The 25,701-nt window shown below is 48.3% G+C and carries 25 protein-coding genes and 1 pseudogene; 5 read left to right on the top strand and 21 right to left on the bottom strand.

Features of this window, described 5'->3' with window-relative positions:
- Positions 1 to 34: 34 nt before the first annotated feature.
- From hprK to ACXMYH_RS03695, 4 genes are all read right to left on the bottom strand, one after another.
- Entirely contained in the window at positions 35 to 964 is a 930-nt protein-coding gene (hprK, locus tag ACXMYH_RS03710; protein WP_118532421.1) for an HPr(Ser) kinase/phosphatase, read from the bottom strand.
- Positions 965 to 1,244: 280 nt separating this feature from the next.
- On the bottom strand, positions 1,245 to 3,092 hold the full coding sequence (gene uvrC, locus ACXMYH_RS03705; RefSeq protein ID WP_486555849.1) for an excinuclease ABC subunit UvrC: 1,848 nt from the start codon (positions 3,090 to 3,092) through the stop codon (positions 1,245 to 1,247).
- Between the two features lie 86 nt (positions 3,093 to 3,178).
- The gene (locus ACXMYH_RS03700) at positions 3,179 to 3,838 is read right to left on the bottom strand and encodes a DUF1653 domain-containing protein (protein WP_243022328.1); all 660 of its coding nucleotides are present in this window, start codon (positions 3,836 to 3,838) and stop codon (positions 3,179 to 3,181) included.
- A 224-nt stretch (positions 3,839 to 4,062) separates the two neighbouring features.
- Positions 4,063 to 5,424, bottom strand: a complete 1,362-nt coding sequence (locus ACXMYH_RS03695) for a putative glycoside hydrolase (protein ID WP_486555556.1) — start codon at positions 5,422 to 5,424, stop codon at positions 4,063 to 4,065.
- Positions 5,425 to 5,675: 251 nt separating this feature from the next.
- Between ACXMYH_RS03695 and ACXMYH_RS03690 the strand changes: the two genes are divergently transcribed.
- Positions 5,676 to 7,154 carry a DUF1846 domain-containing protein gene (locus ACXMYH_RS03690; RefSeq protein WP_252197570.1) on the top strand — a complete coding sequence of 493 codons (1,479 nt, stop codon included), beginning with the start codon at positions 5,676 to 5,678 and terminating at the stop codon, positions 7,152 to 7,154.
- Positions 7,155 to 7,351: 197 nt separating this feature from the next.
- On the opposite strand, the gene ACXMYH_RS03685 is transcribed toward ACXMYH_RS03690, so the two are convergent.
- Both ACXMYH_RS03685 and ACXMYH_RS03680 read right to left on the bottom strand, forming a co-directional pair.
- A complete protein-coding gene (locus tag ACXMYH_RS03685) occupies positions 7,352 to 9,049 on the bottom strand; it encodes an acyl-CoA dehydratase activase (RefSeq protein ID WP_486555555.1) in 1,698 nt (565 codons plus the stop codon).
- A 110-nt stretch (positions 9,050 to 9,159) separates the two neighbouring features.
- Positions 9,160 to 10,431 carry a 2-hydroxyacyl-CoA dehydratase subunit D gene (locus tag ACXMYH_RS03680; RefSeq protein WP_486555554.1) on the bottom strand — a complete coding sequence of 424 codons (1,272 nt, stop codon included), beginning with the start codon at positions 10,429 to 10,431 and terminating at the stop codon, positions 9,160 to 9,162.
- A gap of 443 nt (positions 10,432 to 10,874) precedes the next feature.
- Here ACXMYH_RS03680 and ACXMYH_RS03675 point away from each other — a divergent pair, with 443 nt between their 5' ends.
- Complete coding sequence (locus ACXMYH_RS03675; RefSeq protein WP_486555553.1) at positions 10,875 to 11,909, top strand: L,D-transpeptidase; 1,035 nt, start codon at positions 10,875 to 10,877, stop codon at positions 11,907 to 11,909.
- Between the two features lie 52 nt (positions 11,910 to 11,961).
- On the opposite strand, the gene ACXMYH_RS03670 is transcribed toward ACXMYH_RS03675, so the two are convergent.
- The 4 genes from ACXMYH_RS03670 to ACXMYH_RS03655 form a co-directional block, all read right to left on the bottom strand.
- Positions 11,962 to 12,372, bottom strand: coding sequence for a peptide deformylase (locus ACXMYH_RS03670; protein ID WP_118298932.1), 411 nt, complete (start codon positions 12,370 to 12,372; stop codon positions 11,962 to 11,964).
- Positions 12,373 to 12,574: 202 nt separating this feature from the next.
- On the bottom strand, positions 12,575 to 13,066 hold the full coding sequence (locus ACXMYH_RS03665; protein WP_486555552.1) for a low molecular weight protein-tyrosine-phosphatase: 492 nt from the start codon (positions 13,064 to 13,066) through the stop codon (positions 12,575 to 12,577).
- A gap of 185 nt (positions 13,067 to 13,251) precedes the next feature.
- The gene (locus ACXMYH_RS03660) at positions 13,252 to 14,451 is read right to left on the bottom strand and encodes a site-specific integrase (RefSeq protein ID WP_015552607.1); all 1,200 of its coding nucleotides are present in this window, start codon (positions 14,449 to 14,451) and stop codon (positions 13,252 to 13,254) included.
- Positions 14,452 to 14,561: 110 nt separating this feature from the next.
- Positions 14,562 to 14,795 carry an excisionase gene (locus ACXMYH_RS03655; RefSeq protein WP_004612442.1) on the bottom strand — a complete coding sequence of 78 codons (234 nt, stop codon included), beginning with the start codon at positions 14,793 to 14,795 and terminating at the stop codon, positions 14,562 to 14,564.
- Between ACXMYH_RS03655 and ACXMYH_RS03650 the strand changes: the two genes are divergently transcribed.
- The gene (locus tag ACXMYH_RS03650) at positions 14,775 to 15,008 is read left to right on the top strand and encodes a tweety protein (protein ID WP_319638255.1); all 234 of its coding nucleotides are present in this window, start codon (positions 14,775 to 14,777) and stop codon (positions 15,006 to 15,008) included. The two genes, ACXMYH_RS03655 and ACXMYH_RS03650, sit on opposite strands and share 21 nt — an antisense overlap.
- A gap of 28 nt (positions 15,009 to 15,036) precedes the next feature.
- Here the strand turns inward: ACXMYH_RS03650 and ACXMYH_RS03645 are convergent, their stop codons facing one another.
- The 8 genes and pseudogenes from ACXMYH_RS03645 to ACXMYH_RS03610 form a co-directional block, all read right to left on the bottom strand.
- Positions 15,037 to 16,374 carry a virulence-associated E family protein gene (locus ACXMYH_RS03645; protein WP_486555551.1) on the bottom strand — a complete coding sequence of 446 codons (1,338 nt, stop codon included), beginning with the start codon at positions 16,372 to 16,374 and terminating at the stop codon, positions 15,037 to 15,039.
- On the bottom strand, positions 16,343 to 16,987 hold the full coding sequence (locus ACXMYH_RS03640; RefSeq protein ID WP_099323100.1) for a CHC2 zinc finger domain-containing protein: 645 nt from the start codon (positions 16,985 to 16,987) through the stop codon (positions 16,343 to 16,345). The genes ACXMYH_RS03645 and ACXMYH_RS03640 overlap by 32 nt, the downstream gene beginning before the upstream one ends.
- 65 nt (positions 16,988 to 17,052) lie before the next feature.
- Positions 17,053 to 18,629, bottom strand: a pseudogene (mobQ, locus tag ACXMYH_RS03635) (MobQ family relaxase).
- A gap of 184 nt (positions 18,630 to 18,813) precedes the next feature.
- Positions 18,814 to 19,218, bottom strand: coding sequence for a hypothetical protein (locus tag ACXMYH_RS03630; protein ID WP_002594806.1), 405 nt, complete (start codon positions 19,216 to 19,218; stop codon positions 18,814 to 18,816).
- Positions 19,219 to 19,239: 21 nt separating this feature from the next.
- A complete protein-coding gene (locus ACXMYH_RS03625) occupies positions 19,240 to 19,494 on the bottom strand; it encodes a CPCC family cysteine-rich protein (protein ID WP_003533390.1) in 255 nt (84 codons plus the stop codon).
- Positions 19,495 to 19,805: 311 nt separating this feature from the next.
- On the bottom strand, positions 19,806 to 20,102 hold the full coding sequence (locus ACXMYH_RS03620) for a DUF3847 domain-containing protein (RefSeq protein WP_002594808.1): 297 nt from the start codon (positions 20,100 to 20,102) through the stop codon (positions 19,806 to 19,808).
- Positions 20,095 to 20,436 (bottom strand): DeoR family transcriptional regulator, encoded by a 342-nt coding sequence (locus ACXMYH_RS03615; RefSeq protein ID WP_003533392.1) that lies wholly within the window; start codon positions 20,434 to 20,436, stop codon positions 20,095 to 20,097. Before ACXMYH_RS03615 ends, ACXMYH_RS03620 begins: the two co-directional genes overlap by 8 nt.
- On the bottom strand, positions 20,433 to 20,621 hold the full coding sequence (locus ACXMYH_RS03610) for a hypothetical protein (protein WP_486555550.1): 189 nt from the start codon (positions 20,619 to 20,621) through the stop codon (positions 20,433 to 20,435). The genes ACXMYH_RS03615 and ACXMYH_RS03610 overlap by 4 nt, the downstream gene beginning before the upstream one ends.
- A gap of 484 nt (positions 20,622 to 21,105) precedes the next feature.
- Between ACXMYH_RS03610 and ACXMYH_RS03605 the strand changes: the two genes are divergently transcribed.
- Positions 21,106 to 21,912 (top strand): helix-turn-helix domain-containing protein, encoded by an 807-nt coding sequence (locus ACXMYH_RS03605; protein WP_486555549.1) that lies wholly within the window; start codon positions 21,106 to 21,108, stop codon positions 21,910 to 21,912.
- A gap of 104 nt (positions 21,913 to 22,016) precedes the next feature.
- On the opposite strand, the gene ACXMYH_RS03600 is transcribed toward ACXMYH_RS03605, so the two are convergent.
- From ACXMYH_RS03600 to ACXMYH_RS03590, 3 genes are all read right to left on the bottom strand, one after another.
- The gene (locus tag ACXMYH_RS03600; RefSeq protein WP_329752357.1) at positions 22,017 to 22,310 is read right to left on the bottom strand and encodes a hypothetical protein; all 294 of its coding nucleotides are present in this window, start codon (positions 22,308 to 22,310) and stop codon (positions 22,017 to 22,019) included.
- 192 nt (positions 22,311 to 22,502) lie between these two features.
- Positions 22,503 to 23,501, bottom strand: a complete 999-nt coding sequence (locus ACXMYH_RS03595) for a CHAP domain-containing protein (protein ID WP_015552608.1) — start codon at positions 23,499 to 23,501, stop codon at positions 22,503 to 22,505.
- A gap of 90 nt (positions 23,502 to 23,591) precedes the next feature.
- The gene (locus tag ACXMYH_RS03590) at positions 23,592 to 24,257 is read right to left on the bottom strand and encodes a hypothetical protein (RefSeq protein WP_147324968.1); all 666 of its coding nucleotides are present in this window, start codon (positions 24,255 to 24,257) and stop codon (positions 23,592 to 23,594) included.
- Between the two features lie 406 nt (positions 24,258 to 24,663).
- Here ACXMYH_RS03590 and ACXMYH_RS03585 point away from each other — a divergent pair, with 406 nt between their 5' ends.
- Positions 24,664 to 25,668, top strand: a complete 1,005-nt coding sequence (locus ACXMYH_RS03585; RefSeq protein WP_015552609.1) for a phage tail tip lysozyme — start codon at positions 24,664 to 24,666, stop codon at positions 25,666 to 25,668.
- Positions 25,669 to 25,701 lie beyond the last annotated feature (33 nt).

The following is a 25,701-nucleotide window of genomic DNA, read 5'->3' as shown; positions in this document are numbered from 1 at the left end:
CCACCTGCACTTTTATCCAGAGCAGGCTGTGCGATCATTCGCTGCGTTTCGCGATGTTCGCCTGCACGCGGTTGTAGAGTTCCTGGGCCGCATTGTATCCCATCTTTTTCTGACGGTAATTGACCGCCGCAGACTCTACGATGACTGCCAGGTTACGTCCCGGACGGACCGGAATGTTGTGGCAGATCACTTTATTTCCAAGGAATTCCGTGTACTGGTCTTCAAGACCGAGGCGGTCATATTCCTTATTCTTATCCCACTCTTCGAGTTTGATGACCATGTCGATGGACTGGGTGTCCTTGACGCTCTCGACGCCAAACAGGGTCTTTACATCGATGATGCCGATCCCGCGCACCTCGATCAGGTATCTTGTGATATCCGGGGCAGAGCCGACAAGTGTCTCGTCGCTGACCTTGCGGATCTCCACCACGTCGTCGCTGACGAGACGGTGACCTCGTTTGATCAGCTCCAGAGCCGCCTCACTCTTACCGATCCCGCTCTCACCTGTGATCAGGACGCCTTCGCCGAATACATCGACAAGAACTCCGTGGATACTGATGCACGGAGCAAGCTTTGCCTTTAACCAGCGGATGACCTCCGCCATCGTGTCGGATGTCGGTTTCGAGGAGAGAAGGCATGGAACACCGTAGTGGCTGCAGAGTTCTGTAACCTCCGGCTCCGGAATCTGATTTCTGCAAAATACGAGGCACGGGATCTTGCTGGAGATCAGCTTGTCATACATCGCAATCCTGCGCTCTCTGGAAAGTCCGGAGAGATATGCGATCTCCACATTTCCGATCATCTGCACGCGCTCGTTGTCAAAATGCGCGTAAAATCCGGTGAGCTGAAGCGCCGGACGATTGACATCCGGGTGGGAAACGACGATCTTTTCGGAATCCAGCTCCGGTGTCAGGTTTTTGAAATCCATTTTTTCTATTAATTCGGCTATGGTAACTCCGTACATGATGAAGTTCTCCTTTCTGTATCTGTCTGCTGACATACATAACCTGCGATTGTTCTTTTTGTTCCTGTTTTAACTCCAAACCGGCAGTCCCGCAGAGTCTGACGGCTTCGCATCGTGCTGACTTTGAACACTTCTCTTCAGTCTTTTTCTCTCTGCGCACAGTTATCTTCATCCTATCATATCACGGGCAGAATGTCACGAAATTGTTACTTCTCACGGGTAGGAATTTTCTGAACTGAAAATTCCGTATGATACAGTTTTGGGGGCACGAAATTTTCATCTACTCTGAGATCTGAGGCATACGGTCTTTTTCACGGAAATACGTATACACACTCTCCGCCGCGCGCTTATTCATTCCCTCTGTACTCTCAAGTTCCTCCAGGGAGGCGTCCCGCACCGCTTCCAGTGACTTAAATCTCCGCATCAGCGCCTTTCTTCTCGCCGGACCGATCCCTTCAATATCATCCAGGATCGAATGGACCTGCGCTTTGCTTCGCAGACTCCTGTGATATTCGATCGCAAACCGGTGGGCCTCATCCTGGATCCTCGTCACAAGCTTGAATCCCTCGGAATGGCGGTCGATTGGGATCTCCACATTATTATAGTAGAGGCCTCTCGTCCGGTGGTTGTCGTCCTTTACCATGCCGCAGACCGGGATATCGAGCCGCAGCTCATCGAGGACCTTCAGAGCGATATTCACCTGTCCGCGTCCGCCGTCCATGAGAATCAGATCCGGGAATCTTGTAAAGCTTCCGAATCTTCCGTCCAGTGCTTCCTCTCCGTCTTCCCGGTTCTTCCTTTCTTCTTCCAACTCCTCCATCCCGTGGGTAAACCGGCGCGTCAGGACCTCCTCCATGGACGCGTAATCGTTCGGGCCCTGGACCGTCCTGATCTTAAATTTCCGGTAGTCATTCCTCTTCGGTCTTCCATCCTCAAACACCACCATGGAGCCGACCGACTCAAACCCGCTGATGTTGGAGATATCGTAGGCCTCCATCCGGCGGACTTTTCCAAGTCCCAGCCACTCGCCCACCTGGTTCATGGCGCCGATGGTCCGGAGCTCCTCCCGCTTGATCTTATCTTTATCCTGATCGAGCACAAGCTTCGCGTTCTTCTCTGCAAGCTCCACCAGGCGCTCTTTCTGCCCTTTTTTCGGGACCAGGAATTTTACCGCCTGCCCGCGGCGCTTCGTGAGCCATTCCGCGATCAGGTCCATCTCCGGGAACTTTTCCTGAACCCAGATCTCTCTCGGGATAAACGGAGTTCCCGCGTAGAACTGCTTTACGAAGCTTCCGATGATCTGATAATTATTGTCCGCCGTAGACGCGGAGACACGGAAATGTTCCCGTCCGATCATCTTTCCGTCGCGGACAAAGAATACCTGGACCACCGCATCCGCCTCATCCCGCGCCATGGCGATCACATCGCGGTCCTCCATGCTCTGGCTCGTGATCTTCTGCTTCTGGGCGACCTGCTTCACACTGTTTAAGAGTTCCCGGTACTCGATGGCCTGCTCATACTCCATCGCATCGGAGGACGCCATCATCTTCTCCTCCAGCATCGTCAAGACCGGCGTATATTTTCCGTCCAGGAACTCGATGACCTCGGAGACGGACTTTTTATATTCTGCCTCGGAGATATAGCCCTGGCAGGGTGCCGAGCACTGTTTAATGTGGTAATTCAGACACGGGCGGTCCTTTCCGATATCTTTCGGAAGGTTCCTGCTGCATGTCCGGATCTTCCAGAGCTTGTGGATCAGATCGATCGTGTCCTTTACCGCCCCGGCGCTGGTGTACGGTCCGAAATACCGGCATTTGTCCTTCTTCATCGTTCTGGAGAACAGGACTCTCGGGAACGACTCGTCCGTCGTGACCTTGATATAAGGATACGTCTTGTCATCCTTTAACATCGTATTATAACGAGGTCTGTGTTCCTTGATCAGGTTGCACTCCAGAACGAGTGCCTCCAGCTCCGAATCTGTGATGATGTACTCAAACCGGGCGATCCTCGAGACCATCTTTTCGATCTTCGCAGTCTTGTTGCGGCTGCTCTGGAAATACTGGCGCACACGGTTCTTTAAGCTGATCGCTTTTCCTACATATATGATCTCATCGTGCTTATCATGCATGAGATAAACTCCCGGCGATGCTGGGAGTTTTTTCAGCTCTTCTTCTATATTAAAGGTCGGGCGCTCATAAGAATTTTCCTTTTCTGTCAACGCAATCTCTCCCCGTCAAACTTTCTGATCATCGCCAGGTGGCGCTTGATGAACATGATCTGAGACAAGCTATCATCACAGCCAGCCGGCGGATTGATGTCCAGGACCAGACAGATGTCATCGAGTTCCTTCCGGGTCGCATGCGCGGAAAGCTTCGTCAGACATTCCAGCATCCGGTCGTAATTCTTCTCGTCCATCGCATCAAAGAAGTCCAGAAGATCCTGGCTGACCGTCGGTTCTTCCTCCGGCGCCTGTCCGGCTGTCATCTGCACGTTCCTGCTTTCGCTGGCCGCTGCTGACTGTTTCGCTGCCGGATTTTTTGCGTCCTGATCAATGGTTTTCGCATCATTTTTTTCCGGCTGGGCATTTTCAGGAGCTGATTTCGTTCCGGACTGACCTGCATCTTTCGGTTTCACGAGACGTACTCTCTCAAACCTGTATTTCTGGGCCGCATCCGGGTATTTCTCCCGGTCGACCTCCTCTAAAAACATCGATAACGGGCGCACCCACACCTTGAAATCCCCGTACAGAGCCTGGTAGACGACCATCTCCTCCCCGGTCTCCGAGTGGGTTGCGACCGCAATGATCTGGTATAACTTATTTTTAAAGTGCCGGTAGAATTCTCCCGGCACTGGTGTTTTACGAATCTGTTCCATTTTTTGTTCTCCATTCTGCCGGGTCCGGCCGCCCCTTTCAAGACGGTGTCTCCTTTGGCATAAGGTTCTATGACTTTACTCTCTGCTCTGTCAGGCCGACAGGCGTTTTTCAGACGCCGGCCGGTCCAGACATAAAGTTTTGTGACTATATTTTTCGATTTCTGCTGTATGTTGCAGAATTTTCAGTTTAGGAAATTTCTGCCCGTGTACAATAGCATACTTTTCTATTGCTGCGCGGTTTCTGCCGCGGACTCAGCCTCAGAAGTCCCGTCTGCATCTTCACCCGCTGTCTCGCCTTCTTTAGAAGTTTCTGTCGAAACTTCCGCCGCAGCCGCGCTGCTTCCGTCCGCAGAAAGTCCCTCTAAGTGGTATTTATTCGCAGCGCTCCACAGCATCCATTCCTCATATCCGGCATCCTGCACCGCGCGGACTTCCTCTGCGACCTCAGCGGCCCCGTAGGTGATATAATTGCCCTCTCCGAGGTATGTCGCCGTAAAGTCCTGAAGCCACGGGCGCACAATCGCCTGGCGGCTCTCATGGTTATCGGCTCTCGACGCGTCCAGCAGGACTTTTCCGGACTTCTGGAGCGCTCCGAAGATCGTCTTATAAGGTTCCATGTCCGGATGCTCCAGCCCGAAGTTTCCGGAGCTGTAGTGGGACGGATAGATCATCGGACAGATATAATCGAGGATCTTCGCCATCTCCGTATAATCCTGGCCGACAGCGCTGGAATCCACTCCGCTCCCGATGATCGTGCCGAACACATCTGCCGACACGAAAAGTCCCTGGGATGCGAGATTTTCATATAAATAATTGGCACACTCCAGGATCGTATCCGTCTTGGAACGTCCCCGGATCACCGCATCATCGTAGACGACCTGTCCGGCCGATGCCTCATTCGGGAATCTCAGATAATCGAACTGGACCTCATCAAAGCCAAGTTCCTTCGCCTCATTCCCAACTTCCAGAAGATAATCCCAGACTTCGTGGCGATACGGATCCACCCAGGCCATCCCCTGGCGATCCCGGTACAGACTTCCGTCCGGCAGTGTCAGACTCCACTCCGGCTTCTTCTCCGCAAGGTAAGAATCCCGGAAAGCCGCAACTCTCGCGATCACATAGAGATCCCGTTCCTTCAGGCTTTCGATCAGGCTTTTCATATCACGGACGTAAGGAATGCTGGCACCGATCTCATTCACGGTCGCAGCGCTCACCGGGCATGTGATCCTCCCCTGGTCCTCCTTAAAGTCGATGACCACCGCGTTGATCCCAGCCGCCAGGGCGCCGTCCAGAACTCCGTTTAAGACTTCCTCATTTCCGGCCACAGGACCTGTGATGTAGATGCCGCGGACTTTCTTCGCCTCACGCCCGGGAAGCGCCGGGTTCGAGGAATCCACGATCCGCACGGAGATTGTTTTGTTCTTATCTTCTCCGGCATCCTCGATCACCAGGACACCGCTGGTCTCCTGCGCACGCTCCGCTTCCGCTGTTGTCTCTGCCGCCTCTGTCTCCTCCGCTGCCGGTCTTCCGCATGCTGATAACAGCAGGATCCCCGCCATGGAGAACGCAAATAGCATTTTTTTCATATTTGTCCTTCCTGTTCTTCTCCCATAGTTATCATCATCATAGCATAAGTATATGGATTTTGGAAAGAAAAATTAAAAAACTACTGTTCAAAATGATGTTTTTGGTGGATAATAGATAGACGGGTACAATAAAACAATATGAAACCGATCCAGACGTCCACCCCATGACGGCTTTGTCCGCCCGGATGTCTTTCAGGAATGCCCTGAACCGGATCTTTTCATTTATCATGATTAAGAGGAGAAGAGAACAAATGATTAAGCAGGGTTTCGACAACGATAAATACCTCGCCATGCAGTCTGACCATATCCGTGAGAGAATCAGCAAATTCGGCGATAAATTATATCTGGAGTTCGGCGGCAAGCTGTATGATGATTACCATGCATCCCGCGTGCTTCCGGGTTTTGAACCGGACAGCAAACTCCGCATGCTGATGCAGCTCGCTGACCAGGCGGAGATCGTCATCGCGATCAACGCCGCTGATATCACAAAGAACAAAGTGCGCTACGATCTGGGCATTACATACGACCTCGACGTGCTGCGCCTGATCCGAGTATTCACCGACCGCGGACTCTATGTCAGCAGCGTCGTGATCACCCGCTACGTTGACACACCGGCGATCCAGCAGTTCAAACACAAACTGGAAAAGCTCGGTCTTAAGGTTTACCGCCACTACGAGATTGACGGCTACCCGAGCAATATCCCGCTCATCGTCAGCGATGAAGGTTACGGAAAGAACGATTATGTCGAGACAACACGTCCGCTCGTCGTTGTCACAGCTCCGGGACCGGGAAGCGGAAAGATGGCAACCTGCCTTTCCCAGCTCTACCATGAAAACAAACGCGGCGTAAAGGCCGGATACGCAAAATTCGAGACTTTCCCGATCTGGAACCTCCCGTTAAAGCATCCGGTAAACTTAGCTTACGAGGCCGCTACCGCTGACTTAAACGACGTAAACATGATCGATCCGTTCCATCTGGAAGCTTACGGAAAGACTACCGTCAACTACAACCGTGACGTTGAGATCTATCCGGTGCTGAGCGCGATCTTTGAAGGGATCTTCGGCGAATGCCCGTACAAGTCCCCGACCGATATGGGGGTCAACATGGCCGGACTCTGCATCTTTGATGATGATGCGTGCCGGGAAGCTTCCTGCCAGGAGATCATCCGCCGCTACTACCAGGCGCTTGAAAAAGTCGTAAAAGACGATTCCTGCCAGAACGAAGCATACAAGATCGAGCTCATCATGAAGCAGGCAAAGATCTCCCCGAATGACCGCCCGGTTGTTCCGGCTGCCATCGAACTTGCGAAGAAAACCGGCGCTCCGGCAGCTGCAATGGAGCTTCCGAACGGAAAGATCGTTCTCGGAAAGACAAAGGAACTCCTCGGTGCTTCCGCAGCTGTTCTCTTAAACGCTGTGAAAGAACTCGGCGGGATCGACCACTCCATCGACCTGATCTCCCCGGAGTCCATCGCTCCGATCCAGGAGTTAAAGGTCCGCTATCTCGGCAGCGTCAACCCGAGACTGCACACTGACGAGGTGCTGATCGCACTCTCCACCTGTGCCGCTACTGATGACAACGCCCGGATCGCGTTAGAGCAGCTCCCGAAACTCCGCGGCTGCCAGGTCCACACGACCGTTATGCTCTCCAATGTTGATAAAAATATCTTTAAGAAACTCGGCATCGATGTTACATGCGAGCCGGTTCAGGAAGATAAGAAGATCGGGTAAAAGAATTACATTCCAATGATAAATCCATTGTTCCGGGGGACAAGCATCCGCACAGACCATTTATCACATTCATAAATTACATCTGAGATGCGCTTGCAGCTACTCCCACAAAAAGCTTATCTGGCTGAGACAAAATCCGCCATTCTGCCATGAAATTAGTTTTCATGACGGAATGACGGATTTTTTACTCTTTTTCCTTACTTCGCAGCCTGGCACTTCTCGTACGCAAACAATGCCGCACCGAGTGCTCCGCAGAGCTGCGCCTCATCGCAGATATAGAGTTTCGCGCCGAGTTTCTCCTCCAGCGCCTCAACGATTCCCTGGTTCTGCGCAACGCCGCCGGTCATCATGTACTCGCCAGGATTGTTCTGTCCGAGGCGGGCCGCCAGCGCGCCGACCTTGGAAGCAACGGACACATTCAGACCGTGAATGATATCTGCCACATCTTTATTCTGTGCCACGAGCGATACGACCTCCGACTCTGCGAACACGGTACACATACTGGAGATCACCACATTGTTCTTCCATTTCAGACCTCTCGTGCTCATCTCCTCCAGGGAAAGTCCCAGTGTTCTCGCCATCATCTCCAGGAAACGTCCCGTTCCGGCCGCACATTTATCGTTCATCAGGAAGTTCTTGACCGCGCCGTTCTCATCGATGCTGATCGCCTTGATGTCCTGTCCGCCGATGTCGATGACAGTGCGGACATTCGGATTCAGATAATGGGCGCCTTTCGCATGGCAGGTGATCTCCGTGATGCTGTCGTCACCACTGTCGATGTAGGCACGTCCGTATCCTGTCGTATCAATGCGGACGATCTCTTCCTTTTTAATTCCCGCTTTCTCCACGGCCAGCTCCAGGCTCTTCTCCGCGCTCATGGTCGCTCCGCCGCCGGTCGGGATGATCATCGTGGACTTGATCTTTCCGTCCTGATCCAGGATCACAACATCGGTACTTGTGGATCCGCTGTCAATTCCCGCTACATAATAAACTCCTGATGCCATCTTCTCTCTTGCCTCCTCGCTGATTCCTTTTCCCGGGTCCATGTCCTCCGAACCTTCGATCGTCTCCGAGAATGCCTGGATCCTCGTCAGAAGCTGTCCGGCACTCTGGCTCGTAAAGTCCGTCTCGATCTTCAAAAGCGGGACTTTGATGTTTTTCTTGATGCTCGCGTACTCAAATCCATAGTAATCGCAGAATTTGATCGTGTGATAAATGATCCCCTTTAAATTCGGGTCCAGATAGAGAGCTGTTCTCCTTGAACTCTGGTTCATGCGGAAGCACGGCATCTGCCCCAAAAGTCCGTCCGCATAGGCGAGGAACATCGCGTCCTCATCCATCTTTTCCAGTTCCTCCGAAGTCACTGTCAACCGTCTTCCTCCGGTACAGGTGAGGTTATCCACATCCATCCGGATGTTTTCCCGGATCATGTCTTCCAGGACACCGCTGACACGCACGCCGAGAACGCCGATATATGGTTTCGTCTCTGTGCGAAGTTTCGCGAAAGAATGGAAAAATGCAGCTTTATCAAATGTTTTCCCGGAATACTTCTCATACGCCTCTTTCAGGCGGCGGATCGCTGCCGCAAACTTTTCCTTCTCGCACTCATTGTCGTCATGCGGGAGATCCAGCATATACAGAAATTTGCATTTTCCTGTGCTCGCAACGATATCGTACACGCGGCGCATGGAGTCACAGCAGTTCACCATGACAAGCTCATCCGCTTTTCCCTGCAGAACTGCCTGGATCACGGATTTTCCGAATCCGCAGAGATTTGCATGGGCGATCTGGTCCGACATCTCGAAGTTCTCCGGCATCTCCTCCAGGACCGCGCATGTTTCCCCGAAGCCCGCAAACAGCTCGATCGGGGTGTATTTACAGACATAATGTATCATGAAATTTTCTCCTTTTTGTAATCAATTCGTTTTTGCAAGTCAAAGGATGTTCGCAATCCTCTTTCGCTGCTTGTCTGATCTTGTCAAATGTGTGTTTCATTCAGAATCGATTACTCACTTTTCGCCTTCTCCAGCATTTCAATGAATGCCTGAAGTCTCGTTGAAACCTGACCGTCGCTGGTGTTGGCCGGATTGCATCCGTCCCCGTCGAGGATCATGGTCGGCAGTCCGTCTTTCTCCAGGGAGCTCTTGATCAAGCTCGACGCGCCGATCGTTCCCTTGCATCCCCAATGGGCAAACAGGATCGCGCCGTCCACATCCGTCTCCTTTGCGAGGTTCTTTGCGGCCTCGATCCTCTGGTTCACATTCCCGTTATAGATGCAGTTTACCATCTTCTCCGCCATCGCCTCGTACGGATCCTCATGATGCATCTCCTGGAATCCATCGGCGATGAAATCGCAGGCGCGGATGTGCATCTTCTGATTGTAGTTGAATACTTCCTTCACCGGCTCCTGCAAAAACGGCATGATGTGCATCCAGAGAACATGGAGTCCTTCGCCCTTCGGGGCTTTCTTCACATCCTCAAGGAGAAGTTTCGTGTATTTCACTGCCTCTTCCGATCCGGCCATCAGATGGCACATGAAGAGTGCATACAATTCATTCGTCAGGGATGTGACAGGATCGTGGTCCTTTCTCAGGGCAAGCTGCGCCCGATAGTTTTCAGATGCCTTCCTGCTGTTCGCGACCGCCTTTGCGACTGCTTCCTCCGTGATCTTCTTTCCTGTCACTTCCTCCAGGAATCCCTTCAGCTTTCTCAGCTGGTCCGCAACATATTTTACGGAGTCCTCATTTTTCTCATACGGAACATCGATATAAAAGCCCTCGCATCCGAAGTTATCTTTCAGATACGGAAATGTCATCATGTTGCCGTCACACGCAAGGTTCGTGTAGACCGTGCATTTCGGTTTCGGGAGAAGTCCGCTGAGCGCCGCTCCGAGGAACACCCTGTGGTAGGAGCACATGGTCTCGGGGAATCCCTCTTCCTCCGTTCTTCTCAAAAATGCCTGCTCACATTTCGTTCCGGCGATAAAGCAGGACAGTGCCTCCACCGAGTACGGGGTAAGGCCTGCTGCCGCCACGAGCTCGCCCGGGACAAAAATGCTGACCATCGCCGCCTGCTCCGGTTTTGCAAGCGCTTCAATGATGTTCTTCATAACGATCTTCGCCACATACTGTCCGGATTCCGGCAGTGCGCGGTCCGGGAAAAGCTGCAGCTTTTTCTCCTGCATGCGGTAACCGGTGAGGAGGAGTCGCCGTGCTTTCTCCGGATCCTTCATGGCCTCTGTTCCCACGATATTTCCGAATTTGTCTACGATATTCATTGTAGTTCACTTCCTTTGATGTCTTGTTGTGCGGGTCCTGAATCTTACCCGCTGTCTTTTATCTGATGAACTGCATTTTGCAGAACATTCATAATCCGCTCACTTTGCGTAACTGTTACCATTTTGTTAATAAAAATGGCTGCTTATTCATGTTTTATCGAGGCTGGGAATTCAGGGATCCGGCATCTGTAAACCGATATCGGATCCCCGGATTTTGAGCCCTGATATTTTATTATAGTCATTTTTTTCGAAAAGTAAAGATTTTCGAACGATTGGGGACTGCGTGAAGTCCATGTAGCAGGATTTTCAGAAAAAGGATTGATTTTTTCCAGTGATATACTTAGAATAAAAAGCGAAGCTGTTTCGGTTCCTCTGTGTGGAACGCGAGGCAGCTATATTCATGTGAAAAAGAATTTTATTTTTACCTTCAGGAGAACCTCATTATGAATCAGAAAACAAAATATACACTCCGCACCTGCCTCGGCGCAGCCTTCGCAGCACTGCTCATCAACCCGTTGGCCTCCTATGCAGGAACATGGTCCAATCAGGGAGGGCCGAACCAGTGGAAATACGATCTCGGAGACGGCTCCTACGCCGCAGACGGCTGGTACTGGATCGATTCCGACCAGGACGGCATGGAAGAATGCTACTACTTTGATAAAAAAGGCCAGCTGCTGGCCGGAACAAGAACTCCGGACGGCTTCCAGGTCGATTCCGATGGCCGCTGGACTGTAAACGGCATGGTGAAACAGCGGGAGACTCCGCCGGAGGACCTTACGACCGGGATTCATGAGACGGCTGACGGTCTGATCTACCGGAATGAGAGCGGTGAGCTCACGAAAAATGGCTGGCAGAATGCAAACAACAACTGGTACTACTTTGATTCCGACGGATATGCCGTCAAGGGCTGGCAGTATATCGATGGATACAAATTTTATTTTGACGAAACTTCCTGCTCACTGATCCAGGATCTTGAAGGAATTCTCGCCGCACCGTCCTTCCGGATCACTGTTGACCGCTCCCGCTGCCAGGTTACCGTATATGCACCGGATGGAGACAACGGTTACATTATCCCATACCGCACCTTTATCTGCTCCCCGGGAAAAGCAAGCACTCCGACTCCGGTCGGAACCTTCAAGCTCACGAACAAGTACCGCTGGCATGCTCTGGTAGAATCCACTTACGGACAGTACTGCACAAGACTCGGAAATACCAGCATTCTTTTCCACAGCGTTCCTGGAAAGACCACCAGCATCTATAATATTCCGGCAGAGGAATACAACAAACTCGGGGAACCTGCATCCCACGGCTGCATCCGCATGACCGTAGCTGACTGCAAATGGATCTACGATCACTGCGCATCCGGAACAGTCGTCACCGTTGGCGACAACCTCGCCGCCCCGTTTGAGCGCCCGGCGGCAGAAAAGATCCCGGCTGAGCAGAACTGGGATCCGACGGATCCGGATGTTGAGAAGTAAGTGAGGGAAAACAAGAACCTGGCAGCCGCCAGGTTCTTTCTCGATTATATATTTATATGAGGATTCCATTGCAGTGATCTATTTCATGCTGGATGATCTGCGCTGTCCATTCGGAATATTTTCCATGCCTCTTGACAAAATTCTGATCCAGGTAATCCACCTCGATCTCCTGGTACCTCGTGCATGGTCTCACACCGCTCAGCGACAGACATCCCTCTTCCGTCTCATACGGTCCACTCTTCTTCGTGATCACCGGATTGATCATTGCAAACTGAAACGGTCCCACTGCCACAACAATAATATTCTTCTTCACCCCGATCATATTCGCCGCCATCCCGACACACCGGTCCAGATTCGCCCGCAGGGTGTCTAGAAGGTCTGTCACCACCTGCTTATCGGCTTCGGTCGCGTCCACAGACTTCTGCCTGAGGAACATGGGGTCATGAATGATCTTTTTTACCATATGTTTTTCCTTTCTTATTACGATTCACGATTAGCTGTTCCGCAGAGTCTGATCTACATACTAACAGCTGGCTACACTATACCATCCTTTATCGTTTTCCATATCGAGTACACCATTCTGCCTCTCATCGAGTTACAGTACATGGTCACTCCTTTCCCATGCACCACAACAGGATTTTGCAGATGAAAACCCGTTTCAATAACTAATCCAAAAACTTTAATAATCCCTCACACCCGGCCGTCACATCCCGCCAGGTATCATCAAAATTCCCCGTATACCACGGATCCGCCACATCCGGCACCTTGTCCAGGTTCCGCTTTCCTGCTTTAAGCTCCTTCCAGCCATCTCCGGCAAATTCCAGCAACTTATAGATCTTCTTCTCCGGATCACCGCCCGCGATCTGTGTTATATTCCGGATATTTGCCTGATCCATCCCGATCAGATAATCGAATTTCCGGTAATCCTCCCTCTCCATACATCTCGCAGTCTTCCCCGCGCAGGAGATGCCTGCCGCTGCCAGCTTCTTTCTCGTTCCGGGATGTACCGGGTTTCCGGTCTCCTCATAGGAGGTCGCCGCGGATTCGATATAAAATTCAGCGGAAAGGTTGTGTTTTGCTACGAGGTCTTTAAAGTAGAACTCGGCGAGTGGGCTTCGGCAGATGTTGCCGAGGCAAATAAAAAGTATTTTTATCATCTTTTTATATCTCCATTTAAGTCTTGTATTTCTTCTCAAACACTTGATATTTCAGGGTTTTCCGACTTTTGAATTTTCCTTTCTTTTTAAGGTATCTTCTCAAATCTTCTCGTATTTTCTTATGTTTTTCCCTGCAATCTTGGTAAATCCGTTGGTAAAGCAAGCGTCCTTACCAACGGGCTTTTTTAACTATTCGCTATCCGATATACTTCTTCCTTTGCATCATCAAAATTTACATGGGTGTAAGTGTTCAAGGTTACACTGATGTCTGCGTGACCCATGATATACTGCAAGGTTTTTGGATTCATCCCGGATTTTGCCATATTAGAGCAAAAGGTGTGCCTGCATACATGAGGGGTAACTTTCGGCATCTGGATACGGTAAATTTTATTGTATTTCTGAATGATATGCTCCAGATACTTCTCCCAATGAAGGGCAACCATCGGCATATCGTTTTTATCCAGAAACAAAAATCCGGCATATCCTTCCACCATCGGCTCAACCTTTGGCGTCTTTCGGTTGGCAATGATTCTGCGAAAACACGCTGCAACAGCTTCTGTCATCGGTACATATCGAATACCTTTGTCTGTTTTCGGTTCTTCGATCACATACTGCATCTGTGCAGTACGCTGTAGCTGATGGTCTACCTTGATACGCATTTCTCCATACTCAATTTCTGAAACTGTCAGCCCACAGAACTCTGAGATACGAAGCCCTGTGTGAAAAAGAATATAGATTGCATCATAGTATCTGCTGAAATGCTTATCTTCCTGAATAAACTTCAGCAAATCTCTCTGCTGCTTTCGGGTAATCGCTTCTCTGGTAACAGAATCATTGACAATGACAGATGCAAGCTCAAATTCAAATGGATTTTTACGAAGCAGGTCATCATCGACTGCCATCTGAAATGCCGGTCTTAGAACTCCCCGGATAGAATGAATGGAACTGTATCCCCGTCCATCAATCTGCTGGAGCTTAATCAACCATGCCTTTGCATCTGACAAACGCACCTTATCAATTCGCAGATTCCCAAAACTCTCTTTTTTCAGCATATTGATGACCGTTTTATATCCGGCAACCGTATTGTGACGAACTCCTGTTTTCAATGAAACATATTTTTCTACCAGTTCCAAAACAGTATAGTTGCCGCCGTTTGTTACGATACGGTCAAACAAATCCGCTTCAATCTGTTTTTCTTTCTCACGCAGGGAAGGCTCCCGCTTCTTCCCTTTTGGCATTGGGTCATTCTTGTCCAAACGCCAACTGTATACATTTTTCTCTTTTCCGTCCTCATCAATATAGCGGAACCGATACCTCCCATCTTTACGCTGGTACTCGCCCTCTCGCAAAATCCGATTACGGTTATCTCGTCTTTTCTCACTCATCGTGAACTCTCCTTTCAAAAAAGAGAGCCAGACTTGCGCTCTTATCATAGCACAAATCCAGCTCTCCGCATAGTTATATCATGTGAAATCGGTAAATCTGTCAGCTCTGTTTACACAGCAGTAGCCTGATCCAGATACCTCTCAAATTTCTCACGCTTAATGAGGGCACGATTGCCGTTCATCACATAAAAATCCTCATTGGGATGTGTGTCAATAAGCGTTCTCAATTTTCCTTCGCCGATATGATAATATCTGGCTGCTTCCTCAATGGTAAGCGTATATCTACGCCACACCGGAACATCCGAGTAATTTTTTCCTTCAATATTCATCTTATTATTCGCCATAGGCAGTTATCCTCCATACATGAAAATAGCCAGACAGAGGGTGTCGGCAACGAAGTCCGGCAACGGGCTTCAAAAGACCTTGCAAACAATCTCAATCTGGCGATGGTTACTATTTATACTTTTCTTTTATTTTTCTGTTGTTTTGGTTGTTATAAGGGAGAAAAGCCCGGAAATAAGGGGTTTTCCCCGGCAACCGGCTCGGCAACGGGATAGCAACAGGGGGTGCAACGGGCGGTCATTTTCAGAATGGAAGCTCCATCTGTTCTGTGACCTCCACAAAACCATCCATCGTTTTTTCAGACGGGTTGCCGGAGTCCGTTGCCGGGTTTTCACGCTCCCAGCCCTTTTGTCTGCCATATTCGGAAAACATTCTTGGGTTCGGGAAGTACCGCCAGCCGGTAATGCACTGGTTCATAATCTCGTTGATTTCCCGGATTTCCCATTGCTTCGGCTCGTCAAAGGTATGGTTCAAGGCTTCCTTGTAAAGCTGCTTGGAACAGACCATGCTCCCGGTGTACTTATCAAGATACGCCTGTATCATTCCGGCTTTGGTGTCCTCCGGCATAAAATCCCGCTGGTGTTCTTTGAGATACCGCTGCATGGTGGGGCTGAAAGCCAGCTTGAACCTGCCGCTTCGGTAAATCTCCATAGCTTCTGCCCACATCTGCTCGATATAGGCTCTGGAAGCAGCTTCGTCCTCCAAAATGTGAACCTCGGCTTGCTCCGGGTACACCATGACGGGGATAAAGCGGCGGTTGCCGGAACGGTCAAGGGGCAGGAAGTCAAGGGCATTGGAAGTGCCGCCAAACACGCACTGACGGGGGCGGTCTGCCGGGTGGGTTTCATAGGGTATCTTGTAAACTTCTTTCTGCCGGCTTAAAAATGACTTGATTTCCTCAATGCTCTTGGCGTTGGCGGTTGCCATCATTTCCGACATTTCGATAATCCAGTGACCTTGCAGCTTGCGGTACACATTGTCATCGTCCAGCTTCCGCAAATCATCGGAGAACCACTCGTCCCGGACTGCCAGCAGACGGAAGAAGGTGGACTTGCCAGCCCCCTGACCGCCTACCAGACAGAGCATGATTTCAAACTTACACCCCGGCTGAAAGGCTCGTGAGATTGCACCCAGCAGGAACAGCTTCAACGCTTCATAGGTGTAATCGTCTGCGTCAGTCCCCAGAAAGTGCCGCAGACAGAAACGGATTCGTTCTGTCCCGTCCCACACAAGGGCACTTAGGTAGTCCCGGATGGGATGGTACTTGTTTTCATTCGCCACAATCCCGATGGCGTTATCAATCTTTTTCTCATTGGTAAGCCCATAGGTTTCTTCCAGATAGAGAAGCAGATACTTCATATCCGTATCGTTTAAGGCGGTGCTTTCTCTGTGGAAGCCGATGGGCTTTATGATGTCCTTGCGGTCAGTTAGGATGTTGTATGCGATAGCCCCGGAAAGCAGAGGGTCACGCTGGAATACGGTCAGGCAGTTCCGTATGCTCTGACGGACACCGCCTTTCTCGGTAGTTTCCAGCCCCGCCTTGATTTCCTCAATGCTCTGGGGCGGCTGCATGGCGTTCATGGTGTTTTTTAGTTCTTGCTGCGTTTGCGGCGGCAAGCTCTGCCATTCGCTTTTCAAGCTGTATCACATCCTTTCCGTAGTCCGTAATCAAAGCTGCTTTTTCCTCTGTCTCCCCAAAGAGCAGCACATCCAGCAGATATTCTACTTGGTCTTGCTTCTGTAAGGCTTCCACAAACCGTGGATGAAAGGCTTCCTCCGGGGAGTGCGGGGCATAATCCTTTCTCCATGCCCGAAGCAAGTGAAGATAATCGGCAAGAATACGGAAGCAGCGGCTCTTTGCTTCCTGAAACTGTTCCTCCTGGGATTTCTGCCGGGGCTTGGGCTTTTTCACCTTCCCCGGCGGTTTCCAGTCCTCATAGGAAAGCCCGAAGTCCTGTGCCAGCTGTACGGCGGCTTCTTTCTTTCCCAGCCCATACAGGGCGGCGGCAAAATCAATCACATCCCCATCCGCACCGCAGCCGAAGCAGTGGTAACGCCGATCCAGCTTCATGCTTGGGGTTTTATCGTTATGGAACGGGCAACAAGCCATCCCGTTCCGGCCTACACGGATTCCATAATGCTCCGCAGCCTGCCTGGTTGTGACGGACTGCTTCACAGCTTCAAATACATTCAAATCTATCCCTCCTTGAAAAAAAGAAAAGCACCTGACATTCTCAATCTGAAAATGGCAAGTGCCTGTTAAAGTTCCATATCCTGTTGTTTGTGTTTTGTCTGCACCGGGGCAGTTCTTTGTGCTTTTTTCTCGTCCGCCTTATCCTGCAAGACTTCTTTGAGGGGCTGCTTCTTGGGCGGCTCTTTGCTTTCTTCTGTGCCGGGGGTGGCTTTCCGTACCCAGTAGCGGATGTCCCGCAGCTTCTTCAAATCCTCCTGCAACTCACTAAGCGGTACTTTCAGCTCTGCGATTTCTTCCAGAAGTGTTTCCTGCTCCTGTTGCAGTTCCTTTTGAGTGCTGTCCTTATCGCCCGGGTGCTTGTCAAGGTAGGCGGCGGCTTTCTCATACCGGGCAACCTCCGGGTGTTCCTGTTTGAAATTCTCCTTTGTTTTCTTGAAAAATATTTTCTGGTACTTTTCATAAACAGGCTTACATTCCTTGCAGTCTGTCCGGCTGGCAAGAATCCCGTCAATCACTTTGCTGCGGGCTTCCTTTGGCTTCATCTGACTGCGGTAATCTGCGGCTGATTTCCCGGAAGATTCCAGAAATACTTCTAAGTCCTCCACAGTGGAAAGCCCCTTTTGCCGGAGATAGGACAGGGCTTCGCTGACTGCCTTTAAGTCCTGTGAAGTCCCCCGGTTCTGTCCAGCCCTTGTCCAGTCCTTCCGTTCTTCCTTTCGTATCGCCATATACTTCATCAGCAGATTGGGAAGAAGTGTCGCTTCCTCCGCCGCCTTTTGTGCAAGCAGTTCTTTCCGTTTTTCGCCCAGCTCGGTAATCCAGCCTTTGAGGTTATGGATAAGCTGCCGGATGGACTGCATTAAGCTGTTGGCAGCTCTGATTTCCCTGTTCAGCCGATATTCGTCTGGATACCACGCTTTTCCATCTGCCGGACAGCAGCCCCCTCATGGACAGTGGGGACTATATCAAGCCCCTGTCTGGCATAGGAACGCAAGTCCACACGCTCCGGGCGGTCATTGGCTTCCAGATAGCGGTTCTGGATGACCTCCCATTCATGCCGCCAGATTTCACAATACTTCTGGTCGTTCCAGTCAACCGTATCCTCCTTGTGGCTTTTCCACCTGCCGGACGGAAGTTTTATCCGTTCTCCGCTTTCATCAAGGTCATAAACCTTGCGGCTCTTGGGAAGCCATTTTCCATGTTCGTCCATTGCTCTCATAGTCAGCAGGACATGGGCGTGGGGATTGTGTCCCGGCGGATGGGGGTCATGGATTGCAAAATCAGCAATCATGCCTTTGGAAACAAACTGCTGCTGGCAAAACTCCCGGACAAGGACAGCGTACTGGTCGGGCGGTATCTCTCTGGGGATGGTAAGCACCCACCGCCTTGCAAGCTGGGAGTTCCATTGCTTCTCCACCGCTTCGGCGGCATTCCATAAGGTATTGCGGTCTGCATACTCCGGCGGGGCATTTGCCGGGAGCAGGATTTCATTGTGGACGATGCCACGCTTTTCCGGGTAGTGCTTCACTTGCTGGTCGTATTCACAGAACAGCTTTTCGCCGCTTTGGTAAGCAGCGGCGGCAACCGCAGACTGCCGCTGGCTGCGCTGAACAATCGTGATTTCGTTGTGTGGACAGGGCATTTCGTGTCCCTCCTTTCGGTAGTTGGTGGATGGGGTGGCGTTTTACCACCTCATTTTGGGCAGAAAAAAAGCAGGAGACCTTTTTTCAGATTTCCTGCTCGGTGTGCCGCTGTGAGGGCGGCGGATATTTAGTTGTAAAAGTTCGGGACAAGTTGACCCGATGGGTAGATGGTACACTTAAAAATTATGGTTCTCTTGTCATTAGCTCATTAGCATAATGATTAAGAGCTTCACAAGGTTCATATTTGCATTTATAACCAATACCGTCAATTATAATAAATGGATTGTATGCTATAATCTCCACTTGAGAACCATCTGCCAAAGACAGAGTGAAAATAACTGCTTGTCCGGCATATTCTGTATATGAGTTGTCCTTATTGTAAATAACTACCTCATTGAGATATGATACTAATTCCTCTGTTTCTACTATCTGAATTGTTGTATCAGGTGGCGATAACCGAACACTTGCCGAAGTAATATCTGCTGCCTCTAAATCTTTGAATGGTCTATGAGCAGAAAACAAAAGAAAGCTAATACCTATACCGATTAAACATATCAGTGCAATTAACAAAAACTTTTTATGCTTCATTTGATTCTCCTTTACACACTACTATGAAATTTCTTTTTCATCATCTCTTGGTGGTCGGACATAACATAACATTTCTTTTTCACAAGCACCAAATTTTGAGAAATTGGATTTCGCTTCTTTTAGCGTTATTCCATGATTTGAGTCACTTGGTTCACTATCAGAAGTAATGAATGGGTCATTCTCCCAAAAACAAATAGGACAAATATACCCACAATCTTCATTTGCCGGAACATTGTAGGTAAAATATCCACAACAAGGACATTGATATTTTTTCATATAAACCTCCCGTTTAAGCCTTAACCACAAATTCCCGATTTATTGCTTACTTCATTATACTTCACTGCCTATCGAAAAGATAGCATATTTTATGAAACTTGTCGGCTGGGAACAGCTTGCAACGCAAGGTGTCCCCAGATGGCAAGTCCACAAAAGGGTAGCTGGCGGCAGCCAGCGCAGGGGAAGCGTAGCGTCTCCTGTATGATTTGGAGCAGACCATGACTGCGGAAAATCACAGCCCTCCGGCGAGGAGCCTTCGGAGAACGCAATGCACCAACCTTTAGGTGGTGTATAATTGCGCCCTTAGTAAACTAAGGGGTTTCCGGCTTCTCCCGTTCCAGCAGTTTTTTCAATAATTCCTGCGTGTCCTGTCTGTGAAAAATGAGCTTCAACAACAGCATAACATCATCATCGGTCAGGCGTTCCGGCTCTTGCAGAAAACTTTCCAGCATACCGCCACGAGTGCAGAGCCGGTGCGTCCGTTCCTTTCGGGTAAGCTGCTTCAACTGGTGCTGCAATGCCTTTTCATCATTGATGGCTTTCCGCAGTTTCTTTTCGCTTTTCTCCAGCTCCCGGTTGAGCTTTTCCAGCTTTGAGGTATCAGGCAAGGGCAGCGTCCTCCTTTCCCGGTATCAGCACATAAATCCGGTTTGGTTCTCCCACGCCCTGACGCACCCGCATGATAAGTCCGGCGGTTTCCAGTTCATTCAAAGAACGCTTGACCGTCATAGAGCTGCGGGACAGGACTGCGGCAAGGGCTGTGACAGGGAAGCAGACAAACAGGATTCCGTTCTCGTCCTCCTGCCCTTTGGATAGCATAGCGTCCAGCATCCGGCAGTACATAACCTTTGCGGTGCTGCTGACTGGAAATCCTGTTAACGCTCTGGGAAAGGGCATACAGAGCGGCAATGGTGTGTCTATCGTCATAAATTCAAAATTCATTCGGTGTGTTCCTCCTTTTTCTTTGCTCGTTTGGATAAATAACGGGGGCAGTTAATCACAACCGCCCAGAAGCTCTGCCTGCACCCATGCTGGCATTTCCGGCATAATTCGTTGTAAGTGACACGCCCCCGGTCATTGAGGTAAAAGGAAAGCTCATGCTTTCTCTTTTTGCTCATTCTCGGCATATTGCGCTCCCTCCCGTTTTTGTGTATGGTTTCGGGGCGATTTTTGGCAAAATTACAGCCATAGAACCGCCTAAAATCTCCCGAAGTATCAACGATAGGGTAGACTATCCCCCTATCAGATTGTCGTGTTTCGGTATCATTTCGGTGTCAGTTCGCCAGTTCTCCCCGGTGTCGTTCCTCCCCTGAATCTCACAGCGGCGTATCGCTCCCGTTGGTACGCTCGTTTTGGTCAGGGTTCCTCCATATCCCTGCCAAAAGTCATGGCACTACATCGCCGGGGAAGCATATCCCACACAGGCTGGTCATTCGATTGGAATAATCCATCGATGAACTACCTGTATCATAGAACATTTTTGTGCCCTGTGCCGTATGTCCACAAAGTAGGAATTAGGGGTAAAAATCAGAAATTTCCACGATTGCGGAATTGATATGATATAATCAATTCAACGGGTATAAATGTCGTTAGAAAGGGGGAACTGCTTCAATGAACGGAGCTACTACAATACAGGAACGGCTAAAAGATTTACGATTAAACAAAGGATTAAAACTGGAAGAACTGGCAGAGCAAACGGGTATTTCAAAATCGGCTCTTGGCAGTTATGAAAAAGATGACTATAAGGAAATCAATCATGGAAACCTTATCACGCTGGCAGATTTTTATGGGGTGTCCCTCGATTATCTCTTTTGCCGGACAGAGAACCGGGCGGAGATCAACACGCCATTAAGGGAGCTGCATTTGAGTGATGAGATGGTAGCACTTCTGAAAAGCGGTCGGATTAACAACCGTCTGCTGTGCGAACTTGCCACGCATAAGGACTTTATCAAGTTTCTTGCGGACATTGAGATTTATGTGGATGGGATTGCCACCATGCAGATTCAGAACCTCAACGCCCTTGTCGATACCGTCCGGCATGAAATCATTGAACGGTATCGCCCCGGCGAAGATGACCCCCATTTGAAAGTGTTGCAAGCCGCCCATATCAGCGATGATGAATATTTCAGCCACATGGTGCTGGATGACCTCAACCTTATTATCCGGGATATTCGGGAAGCTCACAAAAAAGACAGTGAGAGTGCGCCCCAGACCACCGTTGCCGATGAATTGAAAGAAAATCTGGAAGCGGCCGAAAACTTCAAGGGCAGCCGGGATGAAAAGCTCGTTGTCCTTTACTGCAAGCAGCTTGGTATCAACTATAAAAATCTGTCAGACGAAGAATTTCGCTGGCTCATTCGGATTCTTAAAAAATCAAAGAAAATGGGGACGTCAATCAGCCAGAGGAAAAAACGGTAAAGAAAAACCGCTGTTGCATGGTTTGTTAGCTTCCATGTAGCAGCGGTTTGTGCTGTGGTTATTCAGTTAAATTTTCAGAATGACAAGTTGGAACTTAGAAGTTACTATTTGACTTCCTTTGTGATTTCAGTTGTCTCTAATTGCACTTGATAAGTGTTTTCTTCTCCTCTCAAATTGGTTGTTTTCAATTCAAACCACAAATTATCCGTCAACTTATCAGCATCTCTATCTTTGAGAATGTCACCATAAATTTTTCCAATATTTCCAGATAAATCTATTGTCCCACCTGTCTGGTCATCAACACTATTAGAAAGCAAAGGTTCTTTTTCACTTCCATTGATATAAATGGTAGTTGAATATGTGGTAATATCGCCAAAATCATCTGATGTCACTTTCAAATCGCCACCATAGCAAATTTCATCTTTGCCATCTAAAATCTATTACCATCTCTAATACCAGTTCTTATTAAAAAAACTTAGAAAGTTTCATGCTGCAAAAGAAAGACACTTTCAGTTCACTGGAAGTGCCTTTCTCTTTTTACCGAATTAATTCACATATCGAAACAACGGACCAAATGGTATTATATTTCTTCAATGGCTAAACACGTAACCGCTATATCCCTGATAGGCATTTTCGGTCTTATAATTCTCCACAACCCGGTATTTGCGGTCAGGTGTTGTTGTGTCATACTGGCTCATATACACTCCGTCATCATCTACCCAATAGTAATTACTATTGACTTCAGACTTAATATAACACTCCACAAACAGATAACCATCCGGGCCGAAACAATAATCCTTTCCAGCAATGGTTTTCCATTCGCTTTTTGGATATATGTAACCTTTCTCAACATACCACCATCTATTGTTATCGTTATAGTCCTTTACCCAGCCCTGAACATAATTGCCGCTGATCCATCCATCGCTGAAATGGAACCAAGGATCTCCGTTAATCAATACACGGCTGGATGCCTGAATCTCCGCACCAGTATTTAACTTTTTTACAATGGATGCATTAGTGTTGGGAGAGGTTCTGACATTTACATTCGTTCCCTGTACGGTCAATTTCGCAGAGATTGCAATCTCTTCCATCGGTTCGATTGCCCCATAAGTCGGACGTGCAAAGGCAACAATTTTATAACCGCTTCCATTCATGCTACGCGTTCTGCGCATAACCGCACCGCCATCTGCAATATTCCCGCCTGTGTTCCCCTCAACCGTATCATAAGAGCCATCGTTATTACGCTTAATTACCAGACCAGCATGATTTACATTACGGTTGCTTGCTGCGCTGGATGTCTTAATCAAGACAATATCGCCTGCCTGTCCCTGTGAAAACAGGCGCCCATCGTTGTAATGAGAATAAACAAATTCTGTAGATGCGGTCTTTTGACCATCGCAAAATACAGAGGAGGCATTACACATCCGGAAGACATCCCACAAAAAAGTAACGCACCATGGATATGCCTCTCCTTCAACTTCCTCTCCATAATAATCTGTATTAAAAATAACATTATTACTTCCAGGCGGCGATTCACTAACTCCTTCAAATTCTAATGCTTTGCTAATAATAGTATCAATTAATGACATAATAAAAGCTCCTTTCATCGATATGTTATTTTTATAACCGGTTACATCAACTAATAAGGAGCTTTTGCTCAAAACAGAAACTACATAAATCTATTTTTTGCTATTATTTCCGTAATAATCTCTATAAAAGAACCGAAGCAGTTCTTCCAACTGAGTTAACTGCTCCATAACATCGTCATCATCTAAACTGGATGTTCCCATGTAAATCCTCTGTGTTGTATCAGATAAAATTTTTCCCATCTGGTAGTATTTTCCATATCCGTTATTTTTATCGGCAAATTCTGAATAGATTGTCTCCTCATAATGTCCATATTTTATTCCTCTTTCCAGCAGCTCTGTGCTGGAAAAGTAATCCGGATATTGTTCCTTTATAAATAATTTTGCATCTGTATCCCTTTTGTTTGCTTCCTCGTTATCGATTGCTTCCACAATATAATAACGGTCTTGATCTGCATCAGTTTCTGCCTGTTTCAATAACTGTTCTATTCTTTCTTCTGATGCTTCAGTTGGTTCTTCCATATACTCCGCTTCTGATAAACCCGCTGTTTCAGATGGTTCTTCTAATGCTAAAAGAACCTCTTGTTCTAAACTCGATTCTTTTGTAGCGGGAATATCAAATTCTTCTGTTTCCGTTTGGAGTATTACTGATTGTTCCTGAGACTGTTGTAAGGTGTTTTCCTCGATCCGATTCGTATCTCTCGAACATGCAGTTCCAAGCATACAAACTCCTAAAGATACAATTAATAATTTCTTCATTTTATCTCATCCTCTCATTTTTTATTATTATAAAACCATTTAGTTTATTGCACCAGTGACAAAATAATGACAAAATTTCAGTTGTTAATATAATACTTAAAGTTATAGCATCATAACTTATTTGTCTCTTCAAGCAAAAATTATCTGACTTGGTAGTCAATATTTGCTCAGATTTAGGAATATCTGCCTGCCCAGAACTTAAAACAGATGGTACAGAACCTTTACGTTTCATTGACTTTGGCAGTACGCTTGAGTTTTTCATAAATAAATGATCTGATGCAAAATCCTTTAAATCTCATTTTCAAGATTTAAAGGATTTTTTGTGTGTCAGTTTCCATTTTCTTAATTTTCCCCTTATTACCAGATGTACGCGTACAAAGCAAAAACAAATTAGGAGGAAATAAAAATGGCAACTTGGTATAAGATTAATGCAAGTGCAAAGTTAACAGTTCGAGCGGATAGCCTTAATGTTCGCTCAGGCCCACAGCTGTATGACTTTGTTAAATCGGTGAAAGCCGGTGAAGTAGTTCAGGCAACCGAACGCGCCTTGATCAGCGGAGATCCCTGGTTTCATATCAGTGACGGCTGGATTAGTGGTAAGTATGTTGAGGGTTGGGTAAAAGATAACAATAACAATAATAGCTGGTGGTATGTAGAAAAAAATTACGGATATCCGTCTGCCACTTGGAGAACCATTGGCGGGAAGGATTACTGCTTTGGAAAAGACGCTTATCTGTTTGTTTACTGCTATATTAAAGCAGCAGATGGCGTAAATTATTACTGGGTAGATGATGATGGTGTCTACATGCCCGAATATACTACAAAAACACCTGACCGCAATAAATACAGAGTTGTTGAGAACTATGCCACAGAAAATGCATACTCAGGAGCTGCTCCATCGGCCGATAAAGTCTATGCCCGTAATGACTATCAAACTGAAAGCCAGATGAAAGTAAATGCTCAGTATATTTTGAATTACCTGAGAGCTAAAGGGTGGACAAAGAATGCTGTTTGCGGTATGCTTGGAAATATGCAGTCTGAGAGCACAATCAGTCCCGGCCGTTGGCAGGATGGTGACGCAGGCAATATGAATTTGGGGGTTGGCTTAACTCAGTGGACAAAAGCAACAAAATTATACGATTGGGCTGCTAAGAATAATCTGTATCCGCTCGACATGGATACTCAGTTAAAGCGTATTTTATTTGAGGTAACTACAACCGATCCCAATGAGATACAGTATACGCCTAAGTCCCCACAGTATCCTCTTACGTTCCAACAGTTTACTAAGTCAACACAAACGCCTTACGACCTTGCTTGTGCGTTCTTGCATTGCTATGAAAAACCAAAGAATTCTCAGCAGGATGCAACGCGAGGAGCCCAGGCAACTGAATGGTTTAACGCGTTATCTTAAAATGGAGAAGAGAGACCGGATCATCCGGTCTCT

The sequence above is a fragment of the Pilosibacter sp. NGB245 genome (assembly GCF_057397225.1).
This window is presented reverse-complemented; position numbering and strand designations above follow the sequence as displayed.